Annotated in this window: 17 protein-coding genes; 16 read left to right on the top strand and 1 reads right to left on the bottom strand. The window is 30.0% G+C overall.

The genetic code is table 11. The features are described 5' to 3' along the window. Positions 1-30 precede the first annotated feature (30 nt). The 9 genes from ACJDU8_RS22805 to ACJDU8_RS22765 all read left to right on the top strand — a co-directional run bounded on the left by ACJDU8_RS22805 (position 31) and on the right by ACJDU8_RS22765 (position 9,356). Positions 31-723 carry an alpha/beta hydrolase gene (locus tag ACJDU8_RS22805; protein WP_406794484.1) on the top strand — a complete coding sequence of 231 codons (693 nt, stop codon included), beginning with the start codon at positions 31-33 and terminating at the stop codon, positions 721-723. Between the two features lie 183 nt (positions 724-906). After that, positions 907-1,179 (top strand): hypothetical protein, encoded by a 273-nt coding sequence (locus ACJDU8_RS22800; RefSeq protein WP_406794483.1) that lies wholly within the window; start codon positions 907-909, stop codon positions 1,177-1,179. A 346-nt stretch (positions 1,180-1,525) separates the two neighbouring features. Beyond that, the gene (locus ACJDU8_RS22795) at positions 1,526-2,506 is read left to right on the top strand and encodes a methyl-accepting chemotaxis protein (protein WP_406794482.1); all 981 of its coding nucleotides are present in this window, start codon (positions 1,526-1,528) and stop codon (positions 2,504-2,506) included. Positions 2,507-2,683: 177 nt separating this feature from the next. Beyond that, positions 2,684-3,370, top strand: a complete 687-nt coding sequence (locus tag ACJDU8_RS22790) for a response regulator transcription factor (protein WP_406794481.1) — start codon at positions 2,684-2,686, stop codon at positions 3,368-3,370. Further along, complete coding sequence (locus ACJDU8_RS22785; protein ID WP_406794480.1) at positions 3,367-4,896, top strand: HAMP domain-containing sensor histidine kinase; 1,530 nt, start codon at positions 3,367-3,369, stop codon at positions 4,894-4,896. The genes ACJDU8_RS22790 and ACJDU8_RS22785 overlap by 4 nt, the downstream gene beginning before the upstream one ends. A gap of 133 nt (positions 4,897-5,029) precedes the next feature. Further along, a complete protein-coding gene (locus ACJDU8_RS22780) occupies positions 5,030-6,922 on the top strand; it encodes an LTA synthase family protein (RefSeq protein WP_406794479.1) in 1,893 nt (630 codons plus the stop codon). 422 nt (positions 6,923-7,344) lie between these two features. Continuing rightward, positions 7,345-7,626 carry a hypothetical protein gene (locus ACJDU8_RS22775; protein WP_406794478.1) on the top strand — a complete coding sequence of 94 codons (282 nt, stop codon included), beginning with the start codon at positions 7,345-7,347 and terminating at the stop codon, positions 7,624-7,626. Positions 7,627-8,040: 414 nt separating this feature from the next. After that, positions 8,041-8,892, top strand: coding sequence for a DegV family protein (locus tag ACJDU8_RS22770; protein WP_406794477.1), 852 nt, complete (start codon positions 8,041-8,043; stop codon positions 8,890-8,892). A 5-nt stretch (positions 8,893-8,897) separates the two neighbouring features. Further along, positions 8,898-9,356 carry a PadR family transcriptional regulator gene (locus ACJDU8_RS22765; protein ID WP_406794476.1) on the top strand — a complete coding sequence of 153 codons (459 nt, stop codon included), beginning with the start codon at positions 8,898-8,900 and terminating at the stop codon, positions 9,354-9,356. Between the two features lie 53 nt (positions 9,357-9,409). Here the strand turns inward: ACJDU8_RS22765 and ACJDU8_RS22760 are convergent, their stop codons facing one another. After that, positions 9,410-10,117, bottom strand: coding sequence for a TerC family protein (locus ACJDU8_RS22760; RefSeq protein WP_406794475.1), 708 nt, complete (start codon positions 10,115-10,117; stop codon positions 9,410-9,412). 388 nt (positions 10,118-10,505) lie between these two features. Here ACJDU8_RS22760 and ACJDU8_RS22755 point away from each other — a divergent pair, with 388 nt between their 5' ends. The 7 genes from ACJDU8_RS22755 (at position 10,506) to ACJDU8_RS22725 (ending at position 20,399) form a co-directional block, all read left to right on the top strand. Then, the gene (locus ACJDU8_RS22755; protein ID WP_406794474.1) at positions 10,506-11,414 is read left to right on the top strand and encodes a WG repeat-containing protein; all 909 of its coding nucleotides are present in this window, start codon (positions 10,506-10,508) and stop codon (positions 11,412-11,414) included. Positions 11,415-11,615: 201 nt separating this feature from the next. Beyond that, the gene (locus ACJDU8_RS22750; RefSeq protein ID WP_406794473.1) at positions 11,616-12,200 is read left to right on the top strand and encodes a TerD family protein; all 585 of its coding nucleotides are present in this window, start codon (positions 11,616-11,618) and stop codon (positions 12,198-12,200) included. Between the two features lie 370 nt (positions 12,201-12,570). Then, positions 12,571-14,175, top strand: coding sequence for an Hsp70 family protein (locus tag ACJDU8_RS22745; RefSeq protein ID WP_406794472.1), 1,605 nt, complete (start codon positions 12,571-12,573; stop codon positions 14,173-14,175). A gap of 10 nt (positions 14,176-14,185) precedes the next feature. Further along, positions 14,186-15,778 (top strand): Hsp70 family protein, encoded by a 1,593-nt coding sequence (locus tag ACJDU8_RS22740; protein WP_406794471.1) that lies wholly within the window; start codon positions 14,186-14,188, stop codon positions 15,776-15,778. 14 nt (positions 15,779-15,792) lie between these two features. Continuing rightward, on the top strand, positions 15,793-17,373 hold the full coding sequence (locus tag ACJDU8_RS22735) for a hypothetical protein (protein WP_406794470.1): 1,581 nt from the start codon (positions 15,793-15,795) through the stop codon (positions 17,371-17,373). Positions 17,374-17,417: 44 nt separating this feature from the next. After that, complete coding sequence (locus tag ACJDU8_RS22730; RefSeq protein WP_406794469.1) at positions 17,418-18,908, top strand: Hsp70 family protein; 1,491 nt, start codon at positions 17,418-17,420, stop codon at positions 18,906-18,908. An 18-nt stretch (positions 18,909-18,926) separates the two neighbouring features. Then, positions 18,927-20,399 carry an Hsp70 family protein gene (locus ACJDU8_RS22725; protein WP_406794468.1) on the top strand — a complete coding sequence of 491 codons (1,473 nt, stop codon included), beginning with the start codon at positions 18,927-18,929 and terminating at the stop codon, positions 20,397-20,399. Positions 20,400-20,505 lie beyond the last annotated feature (106 nt).

The raw sequence follows: 20,505 nt of genomic DNA, 5'->3' as shown, positions 1-20,505 counted from the left end.
CTCCTGTTCAATACAGAAACCAGCTTATAATTGCCTAGCTTTTTTCAAAATGTCCTTGACATAGGGTCCATTTCAAAGAAGCTATATAGCTTTGATGAAATGGTTCAAAATGGAAAGGATGCTATTTCATATGCTGTACGTAGGTTTAATGACAAAATATTTATTATGGGTTCAAGTCAAGGTGGGATTTTGACTATAGCATTAGCTGGTCTTGATAGCAGAATTAAGGCTGCCTTTCCACATAATATTTTGATTCCGGCTCTTCCAGATTCAATTTGTGTAACAAGATTTCCAAATAATTTTAAACATATATATAAATTGCTTGTTATGGCAATGAAGTTGGCAGGAAAGCTTGTTCCTAGACTACAATTACATGTTTCTTTTTATCTAGATGTGAATAAAGTTACGGAAAATAAAGAGATTTATAAAAAGCTAGATAATGATCCCATTGGATTTATGAAGTATCCTGTTTATTTTTTAACCAGTCTGTTTTGTGCCGACTTAAAACAGGTATATGATGGGAGTATAAAATGTCCTGTTGTAGTTATAGCGGCAAAAAAAGATCCATTATTCCCTCTTGATTATACTAAAAAAATTTTTGAGTTAATAAATGCTCCCCATAAAGAAATGCTGATTTTTGATGAGGATAAACACCTTATTATGAATGAATGTGTTGATAAAATCATAGACAAAATCGTATGCAAGGTTAAGGAGTTTGTTTAATTTTAATATAAATTTTATTGTTTAAATTCCCTTAAAATTGTGCAATATTATAATAAAGATTATAAACAACTATTGTGATATTTATTAACATTTAAAATTTTTGAAAAATTCTATAAATATTAAAGGAATTATTAGAAAAAAGAAGAATATAGTATATTAAGTTAAGAAAGAGGTGAATGTGTTGTGGGGAACAAGCATGTTGTAAAATCGCAAATAATAAAGGATAAAAAAAACAAAATAGGAAAAATATTTAGCGATTTAGGAAAAGATTTAAATTTGGAGAAATTTGTAAAAAACTTTAAAGAAAACTATCCTGAAGATTGGGATAGTATAGTTAAACGTTATAAAGACCATAAAAGGTTAAGTAAAAAAGGTAAAAAATATCCTATGCCTGAACCAGATAAATATCTTGAGAATATTTACAATAATTATATTAATGCTGTGAATCAGGAATAATGTAATTTGCAACAAATTGTATTGAAGCATTATCAAGTGATTCTTAGGTTCAGGTGGAGTTTCCTTATGAGAACTGCTTTTTTCCAGCTGAACCTTAGAAGAACTTATCCAGGCGCGTAGCAGTGCTTATCCCCCACTTTGATAGAAGATGGGGGTGTTAGCAGTGGTAGCGATCGGATGAAATATTAAACATATCTGTATCTTTAGAGGAAACATTAAAGAGGGATATATACCCTTTTTAATGTTTTTATCATTTTTTTATACATAATCAATGCTGTACAAATCACTTTATTTCTTATATTATTATATTAAGAAATAGGGTGATTTAGAAAATAAGAAGGGAAAGATGAGCAATATGGGTTTTTTTGGGTTAAAAAATAATGCTGTATCTAATTTCGATTCTGGTGAAATTGAAATTCAATATCAACAAAAATATGAAAAAAAGAAAAATGATATAAATCGACAAACCTTTGAATTTTTAAAACAGTTGCATAAAAAAATAGAAGATATAATAGATCAACATAATGCAGTAAATAGTGAACACGAAATTTTGGCTGAACTTACAGAGGATATAAAAAATTATATGAAAAGTATATCTCATATAACAAATCAAACAAAAGATTCTACTAATGAACTGTATAAAGAGGGAAATAAGCTCCATAATATAACTGAAAGTATCATTGAAAAGTCTATAAAAGGAAGAGAAGCTGTGGAATCTATTATGGATATAATAACATCTTTAGAAGGCCAGATAAAAGATACATTTCATAGTATGAGTGAATTAGCAGAGAGATTTAATAAAGTAAATGAGATAACCAATCTTATAAGTGGAATAGCAAGTCAAACTAATTTATTGGCACTGAATGCAGCTATTGAGGCAGCAAGGGCAGGAGAAAGTGGAAGAGGATTTGCTGTTGTTGCAGAAGAAGTGAAAAAGTTAGCGGAAATAACGGGGAATAGCACCAAGGATATATCTATTTTAATAAACACCATTAATGAAGAAACTAAAAATGTTTTAAAGGATGCAGAAAAAAATACAGAAGTGATTTCTAGTGGTATTGAAATTTCAAGAGAAGCTAAAGAAAAAATTGATGATACTTTAAATTCTTTTAAAACTCTTGAGAATATAGTAGGAAATTTGACGGACACCATGTCTATGCAAATAGAAAATGTAGGGCAGGTTATGGAAAAGATAGATACTATAGATAAGATATTACAGGATACCAATGATCAAATCACAGTACATATAGATGAAGCTTCAGTTGTAGATAAGTATCTAACAGAAAGTGTAAAAGAATTGTATGAGTATGCAGAAAAGATCAAGTGATTCTAAGGTTCAGCTGGAGTTTGCTTATTCCCCACTTTGGAGAAGATGGGAATATCAGCTGATTGCCGCGCTGGGATAAAATAAAGTTTTATTAACATTATAGAAATTATTTCAAAATCCTATACTTGAAAGTATGGGATTTTGTTTAAAAAATATTATATTTAGGAGATATTTACAATGAATAAAACTGTTTTGATGGTAGATGATGAAGAGAGAATGAGATTCCTTATAGAAGCATATTTGAAAAGAGAAGGATTGGAAGTGATCCTAGCTGAAAATGGTAAGGAAGCTCTTGAAAAATTTAAAGAAAATGATGTGGATTTAGTGGTATTGGATATAATGATGCCTCTAATGGACGGATGGACTGTATGTAGAGAACTTAGAAAAATTTCAAATGTTCCTATAATTATGCTTACGGCCAGGGCGGAGGATGAAGATCAACTCTTAGGATTCCAGCTGGGCACAGATAGCTATGTGACAAAACCAGTGAGCCCTAAAATTTTAGTAGCAAAAATAAAGGCTCTTTTAAGACGGACTTATTATGCTGAAGTTAATAATAATGCTAAAGAAAATACATATGACGGACTTTTGATAAATGAAGAAGGTCATGAAGTTAAAATAGATGGAGAGAATATATATCTTTCTCCAAAGGAATTTGAATTTTTATGTTATTTAATAAAAAATAAGGATATAGTTTTGAGCAGAGAAAAAATTTTAGATGCTATATGGGGTGTAGATTATTATGGAGACCTTAGAACAGTTGATACTCACGTAAAGAGGCTTAGGGAAAAGCTGGGGGCTAAGGCCTATTTAATAACAACAGTTAGGGGAGTAGGCTATAAATTTGAGGTAAGAAAAGAATGAAGATAGGTAATACTATGTGGAAAAATAAGTTTATAGAAAAAATAAGAAAAAATATAACATGGAAATTATTTATAGTTACTGCTTTAATATTTATTATATTTATAAGTAGTACTCTAACTTTTCAATCTTTATTTTTTGGAAAATTCTATATAGGCAAAAAGAAAAGTATTATAGAAAGTTCAGTTAAGAAATTTGAAATATCTTACAATAATGCGGAAAATGATGATGAGGTAACAGAGCTTATAAGGAAATTTGAAGATAATAACAATGCTAAAATAGTTATAATGGATAATGAAGGAAAAATGAATTATATAACAAAGTTAGATAATAAAGATTATGACGAGGTGAGAGTAAAAATTATACATGATATTATAATCACCTGGATTAGAGATTCTAACTTATTGGATGAAATGAAAAAATATGATAAACCTATGACAGTGATTACGGAAAGAAAAATTAATGGAATCAGAAATATAGTAACAGCGGTTCCAGATAATAAAAAGCAGGAAATAATATTTGCAATGACTTCTCTTCAGCCAGTGGATGAAGCATCTTCTGTAATAAAAGAATTTTACATTTATTTTTATATAGGCGCAGTGGTGTTGATTTTAATCTTATCCCTGATATATACAAATACGGTTTCAAAACCATTGGTTAAATTAAATGATACTGCAAAAAAGATGGCCATGATGGATTTTACGGAAAAGTGTAACATTAAAAATGAAGATGAAATAGGAAATTTAGCAAATACCTTGAATTTTTTAGCGTATAATCTGGATAAAGCATTGACATCCCTTAAAAAAGCCAATACCAAGTTAGAAGAAGATATAGAAAAAGAAAGAGAAATAGATAAAATTAGAAAAGAATTTATAGCCTCAGTTTCTCATGAACTTAAAACACCTATAAATTTAATAGGAGGATATGCAGAAGGATTAAAGGACGACATATTTGATTCTGGTGAAAAAGATTACTATATTGACATTATAATAGACGAAAGTAATAAAATGGGAAATCTGGTAGCAGGTATGCTGCAACTATCCCATTTAGAATCTGGAGTGCTTAAACTTGATAGAGAGAAATTTTTTATGGATGAGTTTATAGTATCTGTTTTAAAAAAGTTTTCCAAGGTTATAAAAGACAAAAATATAACAATAAATTTTCATATGATTCCAAAAGCTAAAGTATATGCGGACTGGGATAGAATGGAACAGGTTATAGATAATTTTATAACTAATGCCATAAAGAATACAGAGGAAGGAGGAGATATAAATTTTACTATAGAAAATAAGGAAAGTGATAAAATTATTGTGGCTGTAGAAAATACAGGTAAAAACATACCAGAAGAAGAATTGAATAAATTGTGGAATAACTTCTATAAGTTAGACAAATCTAGAAATAGAAAATTAGGGGGAACAGGTCTTGGACTTTCTATAGTAAAAAATATATTAATGCTCCATGGGTATGATTATGGTGTACAAAATACAGATATTGGTGTAAAATTTTATTTTATAATGGATAAGTTATAGTAATATAAATATTTGTTTTATTTATGTTATAATATTATTAACAATTTATTAATGAACTTGACATGTAAGTGCCATGTATATATTGTAAAATTCCTTTTAAGGAATTTAAAACAGTTCGTGGAGAGGAAAGACAATGAATTTTGAGGATATAAAAAATAGTAAATTATTCAAATTGCTATTTGAGTTTTTATTTAATAATATGGATGTGATTTTATTTTTTACAATAGTTTGTGTGAAATTAATGTCATATGCCAAAGATATATCACCCAGCTATCTGGCTTCCTATGTAATTTTTCCTATAACTGCTTCTATATTGATATTAATTAGCTTTTCTTTTATTTTTAGGGAAAAAAGCAGAGTTAATTTTTTATATATATTAGATATAATAATAAGTTTAATACTTATAGCTGATTTAATGTATTATAGATATTTTAAGGATATTACTACGGTAGCGGCAGTAAAGAATGCTAAGTTACTTCAAGGGGTATCTTCCAGTGTAAGCAGCGTGGCAAACATTAAAGATCTGTATTATTTATTGGATATAGCTATTTTATTACCTATAGCCAGGTTTTATAAGAAAAAAAGAAAAAATGTAAGGCATATATCAAAAAGGCTGCTGAATTTTTTAGTAGTATTTATCTTAGGTGCCACTTCTAATGCGGTTGTTTTTTACTGGGTGTCTAAAGAACAACCTACATTATTAACAGCTATGAGTAATAGAATATATCTTACTACCATGATAGGAAATATAAATTTTCATATGGTGGATTCATATAATTATATAAGTACCAGTGTTAAGAATTCTAAAAAGTTGCCTGAGGACAGGGAAAATGAGATTAAGACTTTTTTAGAAAATAATAATAAGAGTACAGGAGAAGTTAATTTTAAAGGTGAAGCAGAAGGAAAAAATTTGATAGTAATTCAAGTGGAAGCACTTCAAAATTTTGTAATAAACCAGAAGATAAATGGGCAGGAGATAACCCCAAATTTAAACAGGTGGTTAAACAAATGTATGTATTTTGATAATTATTACTACCAAGTTGCAGGGGGAAATACATCCGATGCGGAATTTATGTCTAATAACTCTCTTTATCCTGCACAGTCAGGAGCAGCTTATTATACCTACAGCGGAAATAAATATGATTCTCTAGCTAGTGCTTTAAAAGATAAAAATTATTATACTGCTGCTCTTCATGGAAATACTGAAGGATTTTGGAATAGAAATGTTATGTATAAAGCTCAGGATTTTGATGACTTTTTTGGACAGCACAGTTTTAATGTAGATGAAACGATAGGATTGGGTCTTAGTGATAAGTCATTTTTAAATCAATCTTTAGAAAAACTTGAGAGTTTCAAACAACCTTATTATGCTTTTTTAGTTACTTTAACCAGCCATTTTCCATATGAAGCTGTAGATAAATATGGGGATTTTGATGTAGGTGAATATGAAGGAACTCTTATGGGAAACTACTTGAAGGCTATACATTACACAGATGCTCAGCTGGGAGAATTTTTGGATAATCTTGAAAAGGATGGAATTATGGATAATTCTATTATAGCACTATATGGAGATCATTTTGCTATCCCTAAGGACAATGCAGCAGAACTTTTTAAATTTGAGAATACGGAAAAAAGTGATGATTACACTTGGTTTAAATATCAGGAGGTACCTTTATTACTGCATTTTCCAGATGATAAATATGCAGGGGTAAATCATAAATACACCTGTCAGATGGATTTATATCCTACCCTGGCCAATCTATATAATTTGCCTCAAAATTATATGTTTGGAAAGGACATGCTTAATGGAGATAGTGGAAAAGTTATTTTTAGAAATGGTTCTTTTATAGATGGAAAAAATTTGTATGTGTCGTGGACCAATACTTACTACGACTTAGAGTCAGGAGATAGGATAGATGAAACCCAGCAATTGAAAGAGGAAAAAAACCAGTACACAAAGGAATTAGGGTATTGTGATGATTTGTTAAATCACAATTTAATAAAGACTTTTACCGAAGAAAAATAGATAAGATTTAAATATTTACAACATAAAGACAGGACTATTGGGGGTCCTGTCTTTCAATAACTCTTAACTATTAATTAAAATGCATTAGTATATGTTTCAAATCTCAGGCATAGTATTTATCAGGGAAGAGTTTTGTTTTGAAAGGAAAAATTCAACCATGGTAATAAAAGATATACTGCAGGTTATGATCATCATATTCATATTTGCTATGCCCATAAGTTTAATAGTTTTGATATTTACAGATTTCAGAGAGTTTAAAAAAAAAGTACAGGATATTCACAAAAAGAAACGAAAATACTAATAATTGCCAAGGGTTATTTCATACTACTTTTTGAGATTATGTGGTATAATTAATTTATAAATAATAGTGGAGAAAATTATAAAGAATTTAATTTTTTAAAATAGAAAAGAGAGGAAATAATATGGATTTTGCAGGTAAAAACTTTGTTGTAATTTGTAAAATAATATTGGCATTAGTTATAGTATTTACGCTTATAAGAATAATACCTTTATTAGCAATGACAGCAGCCATACTGTTTTTATTTCTAACAGTTAAGAAATATTTTAAAAATAAAAGAAAGCATATATTTAAAAGTGAAAATAAAGAGAACATAGAAAAAGATAGGGAAGAACCATTTAATTCTCAATATAAAAAAATTATAGATGTAGATTACAGTGAAGTTAAAAAATCAAGTGATTCTTAGGTTCAGGTGGAGTTTGCTTATGAGAAATACTTTTCTCCATCTGAACCTTATTAACAGTATTCTTAGTGTCTTCAGCACTTAGAATACGTTATCCTTTAGGAGAAGAACTTATCCAGGTGCGTAGCAGTGCTTATCCCCCACTTTGAAGAAGGTCAGGGGGTGTTAGCAATGGGTAGCGTTCGGATAAAATTAATTATTATCTAAATACAAATATAGATTTTAAAGGACTTAGAATTTTGATAAAAGTTACCTCCAAAAATATCAAAAATCTGAGTTCTTTTGTGTTGTAACTTATTTATTATCAATATTGATATATCAGTATTGATAATAGATGAAAAAATGATATAATTATTTATATTTAAAATATGACAATCATTTGATTTTCAGATGCTTAAAGAATGGGAGGAACGAAATTTGGATAAAATCGCATTAATAGCGGATAGTACTAGTGATTTACCTGATAGTATTATAAAAAAATATAATGTAAAAATGCTTCATTATAGAATAATATATAAAGATAGAGAGTTTACGGATAAAATAGATATAGCTCCAGAGTATGTGTATAATAATTTACATAGAGAAATTCCCACATCTTCAATACCTTCTATTAGCGAAATGGAAAAATTATTTGAAAATTTAGAAAAAGAAGGTTATACTCATGCCATAGCCATAACACTTTCGGCAGGCTTAACAGGAATTTATAATGGAATAAAATTGGTCAGTGAAAATCATCCTAAAATCAAAACTTATGTATTTGATTCTAAATCTATTTCCATGGGAGAGGGTCTAATAGTAGAAGAGTGCGGAAAACTTATAGAAAGAGGCATTGGCTTTGATGAAATAGTTAATAGAATATCTGACATAAGAAAAAGAGTAAACTTATTTTTTGTAGTTGATACCTTAGAGTATTTGAAAAAAGGCGGTAGAATAGGTAAGGTGGCAGGTACTATTGCAGAACTTTTAAATATAAAACCTATAGTATCTATTGATATAAATGACGGTAAATATTATACTTATGATAAGGTAAGAGGAAGAAAAAAATCTTTAAATAGAATGATTGAAATTGGAGAAAAGATCCTTAAAACCAAAAAATGTAGATTATGTGTTGTGCATGGCTGTGCACTGGAGGATTCAAAAAAAATGTTTCAACAGTTAAAAGAACATCCAAATGTAGTTTCATCAGTTTTTGGAGGGGCTTTAAGCCCTGTATCCGGTGTACATAGTGGACCAGGGTTGGTAGGATTAGTACTGTTTGAGGAAGAATAATTTTTATGAGTAAGTTTAATTTTAAAAGAGGTACTGAGGAAAAAGAGAAGCTTTTATATGAAGAGTATAAGAAAAAACTTGCGGAGTTAAATAAAGTAAAAAAACAACAGGAAGCTGTAGGGCAGGTTTTTACCAAGGGACTTCTCCCTATATATGTACTTTATATTTTAAGAGCCAATGCTACTAATGGAAACGATATATCTCATAAAATAGGAGAAAGAACCGGAGGCAGGTGGATTCCAAGCACTGGGGGAATTTATCCACTCCTGAAGAAATTGGAAAAAGATAAATTGATTGAGGGAAAGTGGGATTATTCCAAAAGTAAAATGCAGAAAATATATACCATAACGGATTTGGGAATTTGTGAACTAGCAAACAGGAAAAGTCTTTTAAAAGATAAAATTGAGGAATCATTAGAGGTATTTAAAATAGTATATAATGATTTGTACAATGAAGATTTATAAGGATCTATTGTAAAATATATTCTATTTTGCTGCAGATCCTTATATTATTAATTTTAAAAATGCTGATCTTTAAATTCTTTTAAGGAGTAGGACACTGGCTTGTTTATAATATATAAACCATATAATAACACTATTATGGCAGAACCAAAAGATATTATATTTATCATTACAGGAGAAGTAAAGTTATGTAGAAGGTTATCTTCAAGGAACATTTTGAAAGATGTATGGGCAAGTATTGCACCTCCTATATATATAATTATAGGGTGCTTGTTCATAAGTTTTGCTACATACTGACTTCCAAAAAATATAATAGGAATGTTAAGTGCCAGGCCAAATATTATAAGAACTATATGCCCTTGGGCTGCTCCTGCAATTGCAAGCACATTATCTAAACTCATGGCTACGTCTGCCAAAACTATGCTGGAAACTGCTTTCCAATATTTATTTGGTGTATTTGGGACTGCATATTCCAATTTTGGTGATTCTGGTTTTATAAAATCCCATGTGATTTTTATAAGTAAAATTCCACCGATTAATTTTATAGGAAGCCATTCTATAAGTAGTATATAAGTAATGAGACAAGCAAATAATATCCTTAGAAAGATTGCAGCAAATACTCCGATAATTGATGCGGATTTAGCGTACTTTTTTGGCAGGTCCCTAGTTGCTAGAGCTATAACACCTATGTTATCTCCACTTAAAACTATATCTAGTAAAGTAATTTGTAAGGCTCCTAGTAAAAAAGTTGTTAAATTATCCATGTTTGTTACTCCTTTTATATTATAATAAAAATTTTCACATAATAAAAATTAAGGTATAAAATATTCCTTATGAGCAACTAATTAGTATTTATACAAAATAATATATTACCTAAATACATTAAATATTACCCTTGGATTATTACAACTTCTATTGTACCATATAAATCTTATAATATAAACAATTTAATCATGTAATGTAGTTTTTATATCCACATTATTTGATATTAAGTTATCTAAAGGACTTACTAGCAATTAGTGAGGAATAATCTGACGTTAAGCGTTGAAAATTCTGACTTTTTTATTTAATTTAATTTGGAGATGTGTTAAAATTAAATTTAAATGAGTAGTTATATAAAATTAAAGCACTTATAATTGGGAGGGAATTTATATGGAGGAATATGTAAACTTATTTAGAATTAAAGTTAATCAGAAGTGGGGATATATTAATAGAATGGGTAAAACTATTATAAATCCTATATTTCAATATGCATGGGATTTTAATGAGGATTTAGCATCTACTCAAATAGGTAAAAAATGGGGGTACATAAATACAAACGGAGAAACAGTAATAGATTATAATTATGATGAAGCGTGGAATTTTTGTGATGGATTTGCTTCTATAAGGATAAATGATAAATGGGGTATTATAGATAAAGAAGGAAATATAGTAGTACAGCCAAGGTTCAGTTTTATTGATGAATTTTCTAATGGACTAGCACTTGTTATGAAAAATAAAAAATATGGTTTTATGGATGAAAAAGGGAACTGTGTTATAGATCCCATATATGAAAATGCTTTTGGTTTCTCGGAAGGAATTGCCAGAGTAAATGAAGGAGAACATTGGGAATATATTGATAGGGAAGGTAATGTAGTGTTAAAATGTAATTTCGATTGTGTTTTTGATTTTCATGAAAATTTAGCTCAGGTTATGTCAAATTTTAAATATGGATTCATGGATAGAGCCGGAAAACTATTAATAGAACCCAAGTATGATATTGCAGATGGCTTTTCAGAGGGATTAGCCAATGTAAAGATAGATAAAAAGTGGGGTTATATAGATAGGCAAGATAAGGTTATTATAGAGCCGGCTTTTGATGATGCACTTAATTTTAAAGAAGAAAGAGCTTTTGTAAAAATAGAAGATAAGTGGGGATGTATTGATAAAACCGGAAAATTTGTAGTCAAGCCTGAATTTGAACACATAAATAATTTTTCTAATGGATTAGCTATGGTAATATCCAAGAACAAATATATTTATATTAATAAAGAAGGAGAGAAAGTCTGGGAAGAGAGTTAAACCATTTATAGTAATCCTTTACGTAAAGTAAGTACACTTGATTAATAATAATTTTAAACTTAAATTAAAGTAATTTCTTCATGTTGAATTTTATTTAAGATAAGGTATTCATAAGGCTAATGGAAATTGACAAATATCTGTTGCAAAAGTATAATAAAATCGAAAATAAAAATGCTCAATCTTTAAGTGGAGGCATGTTATATGGGAATAATGATAAAAAAAACGGAAAATGCAGATGATTTTATAGAAGATAATAGTTTATTGAGAAAAATATTAGTAGAATTGCAATGGGATACAAATGCAGATAATAGAGATATTGATTTAGATATAGCAGCTTTCTGCCTTGGGAAAGATGGAAAAGTCCATAAAGATTCCGATTTTGTATTTTATAATAATTTGAAACATCCTTCAGGAGCCGTTGAACATTTAGGTGATAACCTTTTAGGTGATGGAAAGGGTGAACAAATAATTGTAGACTTAGCTTATATACCTTCTGATATTTCTAAGATAACTTTTGCAGCTACAATATATAGGGCTGGGGTTAAGCATCAAAGTTTTGGACAAGGTGTTAGTTGTTATATTAGAATAGTTAACTCAAATAATAATGAAGAATTATTAAAATATAATTTAAGTGAAAAATTTTCTGATGAAACTGGTGTGATTATAGGAGAGTTGTATAAATATATAAGAAACTGGGAGTTCAAAGAAATAAGTAAAGGATTTAAAAGTGGATTGGCTACATTATGTGAAGAATTTGGAGTAAAGTATACTCAAAGTAATGACTAATTAAATAGCTTGTTTTACAGTATAATGTTAAACAAGCCTCCTTGTTATAGTTAAACGCTAAAGGAGTTTGTTTCTATGTCTAAATAAAATACCCAAAGCATTTTTGACTTGTTGTTTATTTTCAAATACCTAAATTTATAGGACATATTTGATGTTATTCAGCAAATATAAATTTGCTTTTTTTATTTATAAGTATTTTAGAAAAATAAATTATAATTATGTATGTATTGAAAAAGATCAGTTCACAATAAACTTAAAAGTAAAAAGTTTTGGAAAAATAAATAATATAATGGTAAAATTTTAATGGTGAGCATTAATCAAATTAATATTGAGTTTTTAGATGAGAAATAATTTGAAAGGGTGAAGTTATGTGTCAGTAGTTGTAGGTATAGATTTAGGGACTACAAATTCAGTTGTCTCATATTTGAAAAGGGGAAGAGCAGAAGTAGTGCCTATTGATGGAAAGAATATTTTTCCTTCTGTTCTATCTATAAGAGATAGAGAAATTATTGTAGGAAGTCAGGCTAAGGCCAGAATGATGTTGTCTCCGGAAACGTCTGTGTGTTCCACTAAAAGGGATATGGGAAAAGATACAACCTATGATTTAGGAACAGAAGTGTTTACTCCAGAAGATGTGGCTTATTATATACTAAAGACAATAAAAGAAAAAGCAGGTAGTGTATTAGGAGAAAAAATACAGCAGGCAGTAATAACTGTACCTGCATACTTTACTTCCGAACAGAGGGAAGCTACCAAAAGAGCAGCAGAAAAAGCTGGACTTAATGTACTAAGACTTATGCCAGAACCAACAGCTGCAGCTTTAGATTATGGTATTGATCAGCACAGAGATCAAATTATAATGGTATATGATTTAGGTGGAGGTACATTTGATATTTCAATAATGAAAGTAGAAAATAATGAATTTGAAGTATTGGCTGTAGATGGAAATTCAAGGCTTGGCGGAGATGACTTTGATGAATTAGTCTGTGGTATGATGTATAAGAAAATAAATGATGAATTAGGAGTGGATATTACTTCAAAGAAGGATAAGAAATATGTTTCTGCCCTTATGAAAATAAGAGAGAATGCAGAAAAAGCAAAGATTGATTTATCAGATTTAGAAGAAGTTGAAATAATAATTCCTAACTTAATAGATGACTATTCTTTTGAAATGGCTTTGACAAGAGATGAATTCAACAGACTGGTGGAACCTCTGCTGGAAGAAACTATTGATAAAATTTACAATGCGCTTAAATTAGCCAATCTTACCAGAGATGATATAGACAGAGTGCTTTTGGTAGGAGGATCTACCAAAATGCCTATAGTCAAAGAGAAGGTGAGGGATTCAGTTAAGGATCCTTATGTAGCACCTAATGTAGATGAAGTGGTATCAAGAGGTGCAGCTATAATGGCGGCCAGTCTGTGTGTACCTGAAACTTATGAGGAAAGTTCAGAAGTTAATGGATCACATACAGTTAATGGATTCGATGGAGTTAATTTAGATAAGAAAATTATGGTAAAAGAAAAAGTGGTATTTACCTATGGTATAGATATGCTGGATGAAAATCGCAAGTTATATTTTAGAGCTATAATTAAAAGAGGATCTACTCTGCCTGCCAAAGGTTCAGTACTTGGATATACCTCGAGACCTCTTCAGAAAAGTGTAGTTATAACAATTTACCGGGGAGAATCCAAATCTGTAAAAGAAAATCAGTATTTAGGAGAACTGGAACTTGATATAGTAAATGTTTCTGAAAAGAATGTGCCGGTATGTGCCTTATTTGAGATAGATGAAAATATGATAATTACATTTACAAGTATTGAAATACCTATGACAGAAGAATATAGTGAACTTATGAACAGTGCAGGAAATGATGAAGGCAATATGGATGTGGACTTAATAAATAAATACTTGAGTGAAGGTAAGTTAAAAGGCAAAAAAATAAAAATTGATGCAAAAGCTAATTTAAAATAGGAGGATAATTATGGGTATAGTGGAAACAAAGAGTTCGTATGTTTTAGGAATTGATTTAGGAACCTCTACTTCTATTGCGTCCGTATATACAAAAGGCAAAAGCAGGATTATAAAAATAGATGGGAAAGAGTATATACCTTCTGTGGTTTCATTTTTGGATAGTGAAACCATAATTGTAGGGGAGCAGGCTAAAGGAAGAGCTATAATAGATTCAGAAAATACTATACAATCTATAAAAAGGCATATGGGAGAAGATGACTATACAGTTAAAGTATTTGGTGAGGAATATACACCAGAACAGATATCATCAGAGATAATTCAAAAAATAGTGGAAGCTGCCATGAATTCGGAAGATTTTGATTCCATGGGCAAGTTAAAATATGCAGTTATATGTGTACCTGCTAATTTTACAGACAATGCCAAAAGGGCAACTATAAAAGCTGCTGAAATTGCAGGCCTTGAAGTATTATACCTACTGGAGGAACCTGTAGCGGCGGCTATCAGGTATGGTTTTAATTCCTCAAAAGACCAAAATATTTTAGTATATGATTTAGGTGGAGGTACTTTTGATGTATGTATTTTAAAGGCTGAAACTGAGGAAGTGGGAAATGCCAACTATGAAATACTTGCAAAAGAAGGTATTAACAAGCTAGGCGGAGATGACTTTGACCAGAAGTTAATGGAACTTATCAATGAAAGGTTTCTAGATGAATGCGGCATGGATTTATTGGACACACAAAAAGATCAGGGAGTAAGTAGAAAAAAATTAAAAGAAGCTATGCAGAAACTAAAAGAAGCTGCAGAAAGGACTAAAATAGAGTTAAGTGAGGCAGATGCCTGCAATATTATGATACCCAATATAATTCAAAATGAAAAAGGCGAGTGGCTTAATGTAGATGTGGAAATTGAAAGAGAAGAATTTAATGACAGAATAGAAAATCTAATTTATAAAACCGAAGATACAGTAAAAAAAGCTTTAGAAAGTGCAAAACTTACTATTGATGATATAGATAAAATTATACTTGTAGGTGGTTCTACTCTAGTTCCTATAATAAAGGAAAAAATAAAGGAAATGTTTGGAGTTGAGCCTTATTCTAATTTTAATCCTATAACCATAGTGGCAGAAGGAGCTGCCGTTTTTGGAGCTACACTATCGGTTCCTTCAGATTGTATAGACAATTGTGAAGAAAAGCCGGAAGGAGACATAAATATAAACCAGATAGTTACTCATAATCTGGGTATTATGATTTCTGGCATGAGATTTTCTAAACTTATAGAAAAAGGAACGGAAATACCCGAAGGGGAATGTGTTGTAGAAGAAAAGGAGTATTCTACACAATTTGACAATCAAACGGAGTTAAATATAATTATCTATCAATGTGACGAGGATGTTGAATATATAAACGAGAAAAATGAGGATGATACTGATAAGGCTGTATGTATAGGTGAATTCAAATTAAAGAATATACCGCAAGGTGCTAGAGGAAAGGAAAAAATAACAGTTCAATTTGAAGTTAATGAAGAAAATATGATTAGGATAAAAGCAACTTGTGCAAGTAATAATGAGAGCAATGGGATAACACTTAAAGTAGACAGAATTTAAGGTGGTGAAATTTATTGGATAATGAAAAGGAAAATAACATCTATGATGAAAAATCCAATGATTTTGAAAGAGACTATATGGATTACAAAAAGCCCGTGGGAGAAGATTATATCCATATGAAAATTCTAAATGAATTAGCTAAAAATTCACCTGACAGTTTAGAAAAAATACAAAAAGAACATACATTTGAAGAGAAAACTGAAAACATTGAAAAGCCAGAGGAAAAGGGAAACCAGACTATAGAAGAATGTAAAAATGAAGAACAAATTAATATAGAAGAAAAAATAGATGAAACAGCTATTGACTCTTCTGAAGGATATGATACAAAATTTCAATTTTATTTAGAGAAAATTGAAAAATATAAAGAGGAATTTAAAAGCCAGCATGCAGCATATGAAAATGTGATACTAGACTATAAAAAATGGATAGCTAGAATTGAAGAGCTTGTATTATATATTAAAAAAGCTTACGAAGACAGTGAAAAAGTACCTTGGAAAAATGGATTGGATATAAAGTTAGATAAAATAACTCATATAGATGAAGTAAGCTATGATAAGCTTTTTACTATGGATAATGTTGAAAATTTAACAGAGGAACAAATTAAAAGTTATATTAATGCCAATCATAATATGATAGAAGATAGTATAAGACAAAAGGATGATCTTATTGATAAATATTTTGTTCTTGTAAATTCTTATATATTTCCTCTTATAGATAATTTGAATTTTAATTTATCTTCCAATACAGGTATTGAAGATAAAAAACAGAGAGAATTACAACAAATTAAAATATATAAAGAACAGCTTCAAAATGATGACATAGCCTATGAGAAAAGTTTATTGGAGTACAAAACATGGATTGTAAAAAATAAGGAGCTGATTATATATCTTGAAAAAAATTGTATGGATATATCTAGTATCATAGAAGAATTCAATGTAAGCATAGAGCATAAAATTGATATTCTGGAAGGTGAAGACAAGGAACTTTTAAAAAACAGACTGAAGGGCATAAACATGATAAATAAAATGTGTAAAAACATGTTAAATATGGGATTGAATAAAGTGAAAAATATTGAGGAAAAAACTTATGATAAACTATGCATTATAGAGGATTTTCAAAAATTAACAAAGGAACAAATTACCAACGTATTTAATTTAAATTATAATATTATAACCAGTATTAGAAATGAAAAGGATTCTATTGTGAGGGCATATTTTAAATTTATCAATTCCCAGCTATTGCCTATAATTGATGGTGTGGATTCCGGTATTCAATATTTAAATACAAATAATGTAACAGCTTTAAAATATATAATATCAGATATATATGGGGACATGGATAAAGTATTAAAAGAATTGCTGGAAAATATTAAAATAAGAGAGATAAAAACCAGTAAAGCTGAAAATATAAATTTTAATTTACATCAGGCTATAGATATAGAACATACACAAAAAGAGGAGCTGGATGAAACTGTGGCGGAAGTTATCAGAAAAGGATATGAATATTTGGAAGATATTTATAATACCGGAAGTAATTATATAATACGGCAAGTGCAAGTTATAGCGTATAAATTTAAGGCAGCTGAAAATGCGTAAGTAAAAGGTATTTAAAGATGCTTAAAAAGGGAGAGGTGTGAAAATTGACCTATGATGCTCAGAATTCACCTGTAATAGGAATAGATCTTGGAACTACCTTTAGTTCCATAGCCAGATGGACTGGAGAAGAGGCGGAAACTTATAGTCCAAAAGGTGAAAGAATGGTAAGATCTGTGGTTTACTATGATGAAAAAAACAATAAATATATTTTTGGAAATACAGCATTTATGAGTGGAATATTAAATCCTGAAAATGTAATTGTAGGGGTAAAAAGGCTTATGGATGATAGAAATGCTAAAATAAAGCTTGGAAGTAAGATACATGATCCTATAGAAATATCCTCTATGATATTAAAGAATTTGTATAATAACGTAAAATCCATGTTCCCATCTGGAGTTTATGAAGCCTCAGGAGTAGTAGTTACAGTTCCCTATTATTTTAAGGCCCATCAATTTCAGAATACTTCCGAAGCTGCTAAAATGGCAGGGCTTAAATTATTAGGTATTATACAAGAGCCTATTGCAGCAGCACTGGCTTATGGATTTCACCATTCAAACAAGCACTTAAATAGAGAAGAAAAACTTTTAATATTTGATTTAGGTGGAGGTACCTTTGACTTAACCATAATAAAAGTAAAGGAAGACGAAAATAATCTGTTTTTTGATGTTTTAGGCATAGGAGGAGATGACAGATTAGGCGGAATGGATTTTGATAGAGCTTTTATGGATTATGTAATGTATAGGGAAAAAATTGATTTTGAAAGTGTAAAAAATGAAAAAATAAAAAAAATAGGAAAGAAAAAATTTCTTGATTCAATTATAAAGAGCAAAGAAACTTTAAGTGCTACAGAAAGTGTTTATATTGCAGTGCCGGATGTAATACCTGGAGTACATGTAGATGCCGAGTATACAAGAAAAGATTTTGAAATTTCTATAGAGCCTTACATAGCTAAAATTAAAAATATTATAAAGAAAACTATAGCAAATGCAGGTATAGCTCCTTATGAAATTGACAAGATAATAAAGGTGGGCGGTTCCAGTAAAATACCAATAATGAATAAAATAATAGAAGATGAAGTGGGAGAAGGTAAGACCTATTCAGATATTGACCCTAGTTTGTGCGTAGGGGAAGGAGCAGCTATATACGCTGCCTATATTTCAGATAACTTAAATTATAGTAAGAATATAAAAATAGAAACAGCTGCCGCCCATGCACTTGGAGTAGAAGATTCCAGAGGAGATTTTGTTGTACTCATTCACCAGAATCAGAAGACACCGGCAAAGAGAACATTGACGTTTACAACAGATGAAGACAATCAGACGGAAATTGACGTTAAAGTATATCAGGGGACGGCTAAAAGAGCCAGGGATAATGAACATGTAGGCACTGTAAAAGTTATAGGACTGAAACCTATTCCTAAATATCAATTGGAAATAAAAATTACATTTGAAGTAGGACGTTCTCAAGAAGTAAAAGTTACAATTGAAGAAACGCAAAGTGGAATTAATAAAACTGAAGTGATGAAATTGACTTAAGATGGGGGGAATATTTTAGTGATTTATGATAGTGTACATTCACCTGTAGTAGGAATAGATTTAGGAACAACATTTAGTTCCATTGCCAGATGGACTGGAACCAAGGCAGAAGTATATTGTCTGAAAGGGGAATATAATATTCCTTCAGTGGTATATAATGATGGAAGTCAGTTTGTTATAGGCAAAATTGCATTTATGAAGGGAATTATAAACCCTGAAAATATGTGTAGAGGTGTAAAACGTTTGATTGGAAATGAGTATGCCTCTATAAAACTGGGAGATAATGATTATAACTCCATAGAGATATCAGCAGAAATTTTAAAGTACTTGTATAGAAATGTAGAAGAGATGTTTCCCCAGGGAAAGTTTAAATCAGAAGGAGTAGTGGTAACTGTACCTTACCATTTTAGGGCAAATGAAATTTCAAATACAATAAAGGCCGCCAAATTGGCAGGATTGAATTTAATAGGAATAATTCAAGAACCTATAGCTGCAGCACTGGCCTACGGACTCCATTTAAGTAGTGATGCTCTAAAAGATGAAAATATACTGGTATTTGATCTTGGAGGAGGTACTTTTGACCTAACATTATTTAATTTAAATAATTCTTCAAATAGGATATCTTTTAATGTTTTAGCTACAAGTGGTGATGATAGACTTGGAGGTATGGATTTTGACGATGAGCTTTATAATTACATAGTAGAAAGAGAAGGAATTAGACTTTCTAACTGTAAGGATAAAAAACAGCAAAACATAGCTAAAAATAAATTAATGGAACAGGTTATAAGGGCAAAAGAGGCATTATCCTTTGACAATAGTGCATTTATACAAGCTTTTGATGTGCCGCCGGGAAATTTTGTGGATTGTACTGTTACATTGTACGAACTAAAAAACTGTATTAGAGAATATACCCAGAAAATAAAGAAAATTATAAGAGGCATGTTTGAAGAAAGAGGAATAAGCCCTAGAAGTGTTGATAAGGTGATAAAAATAGGCGGATCCAGTAAAATAAAATTTATAGATGAGATTATAAATGATGTTGTAGGAGAAGGAAAAATATATGGAGATATAAATCCAGAACTTGCAGTCTGTCAAGGGGCAGCTATTTATGGGGCCTATTTAAACAACAGAGCTTCTGAAAATAAAAAATTAGAGGTAACTCTCATAAATTCTCATGCTCTAGGCTTAAAAGATGATAATGGAGGTTTTGCCCAGATTATTCCTAAGAATGTGGCAATTCCATATAAGGAAACTGTGACATTTACAAACTCAGAAGATAATGAGAAGGAAATAACTATAGAAATTTATCAAGGCGAGCATAAAGAATGTGAACATAATAAGAAGATAGGTGTAATAAATGTTTTAGGGTTAAAAGAAAGTCCAAAGGGAACTTTAAATATACCTGTTACTTTTTATATTAATAAGGATCAGACAATTAAAGTTATTGTAGAGCAGAAAGAAAGTAATATATATATTGAAAAGCAATTCTAAAATATATAAAATAAAAGCCCTGTAATTTATGAAATGGACCCTATGTCAAGGACATTTTGAAAAAAGCTAGGCAATTATAAGCTGGTTTCTGTATTGAACAGGAGCC

Source organism: Candidatus Clostridium eludens, assembly GCF_045310515.1.
Lineage (GTDB): Bacteria > Bacillota > Clostridia > Clostridiales > Clostridiaceae > Clostridium_B > Clostridium_B eludens.
The sequence above is the reverse complement of the archived record's forward strand: the minus strand, read 5'-3'. Positions and strand labels throughout refer to the sequence as shown.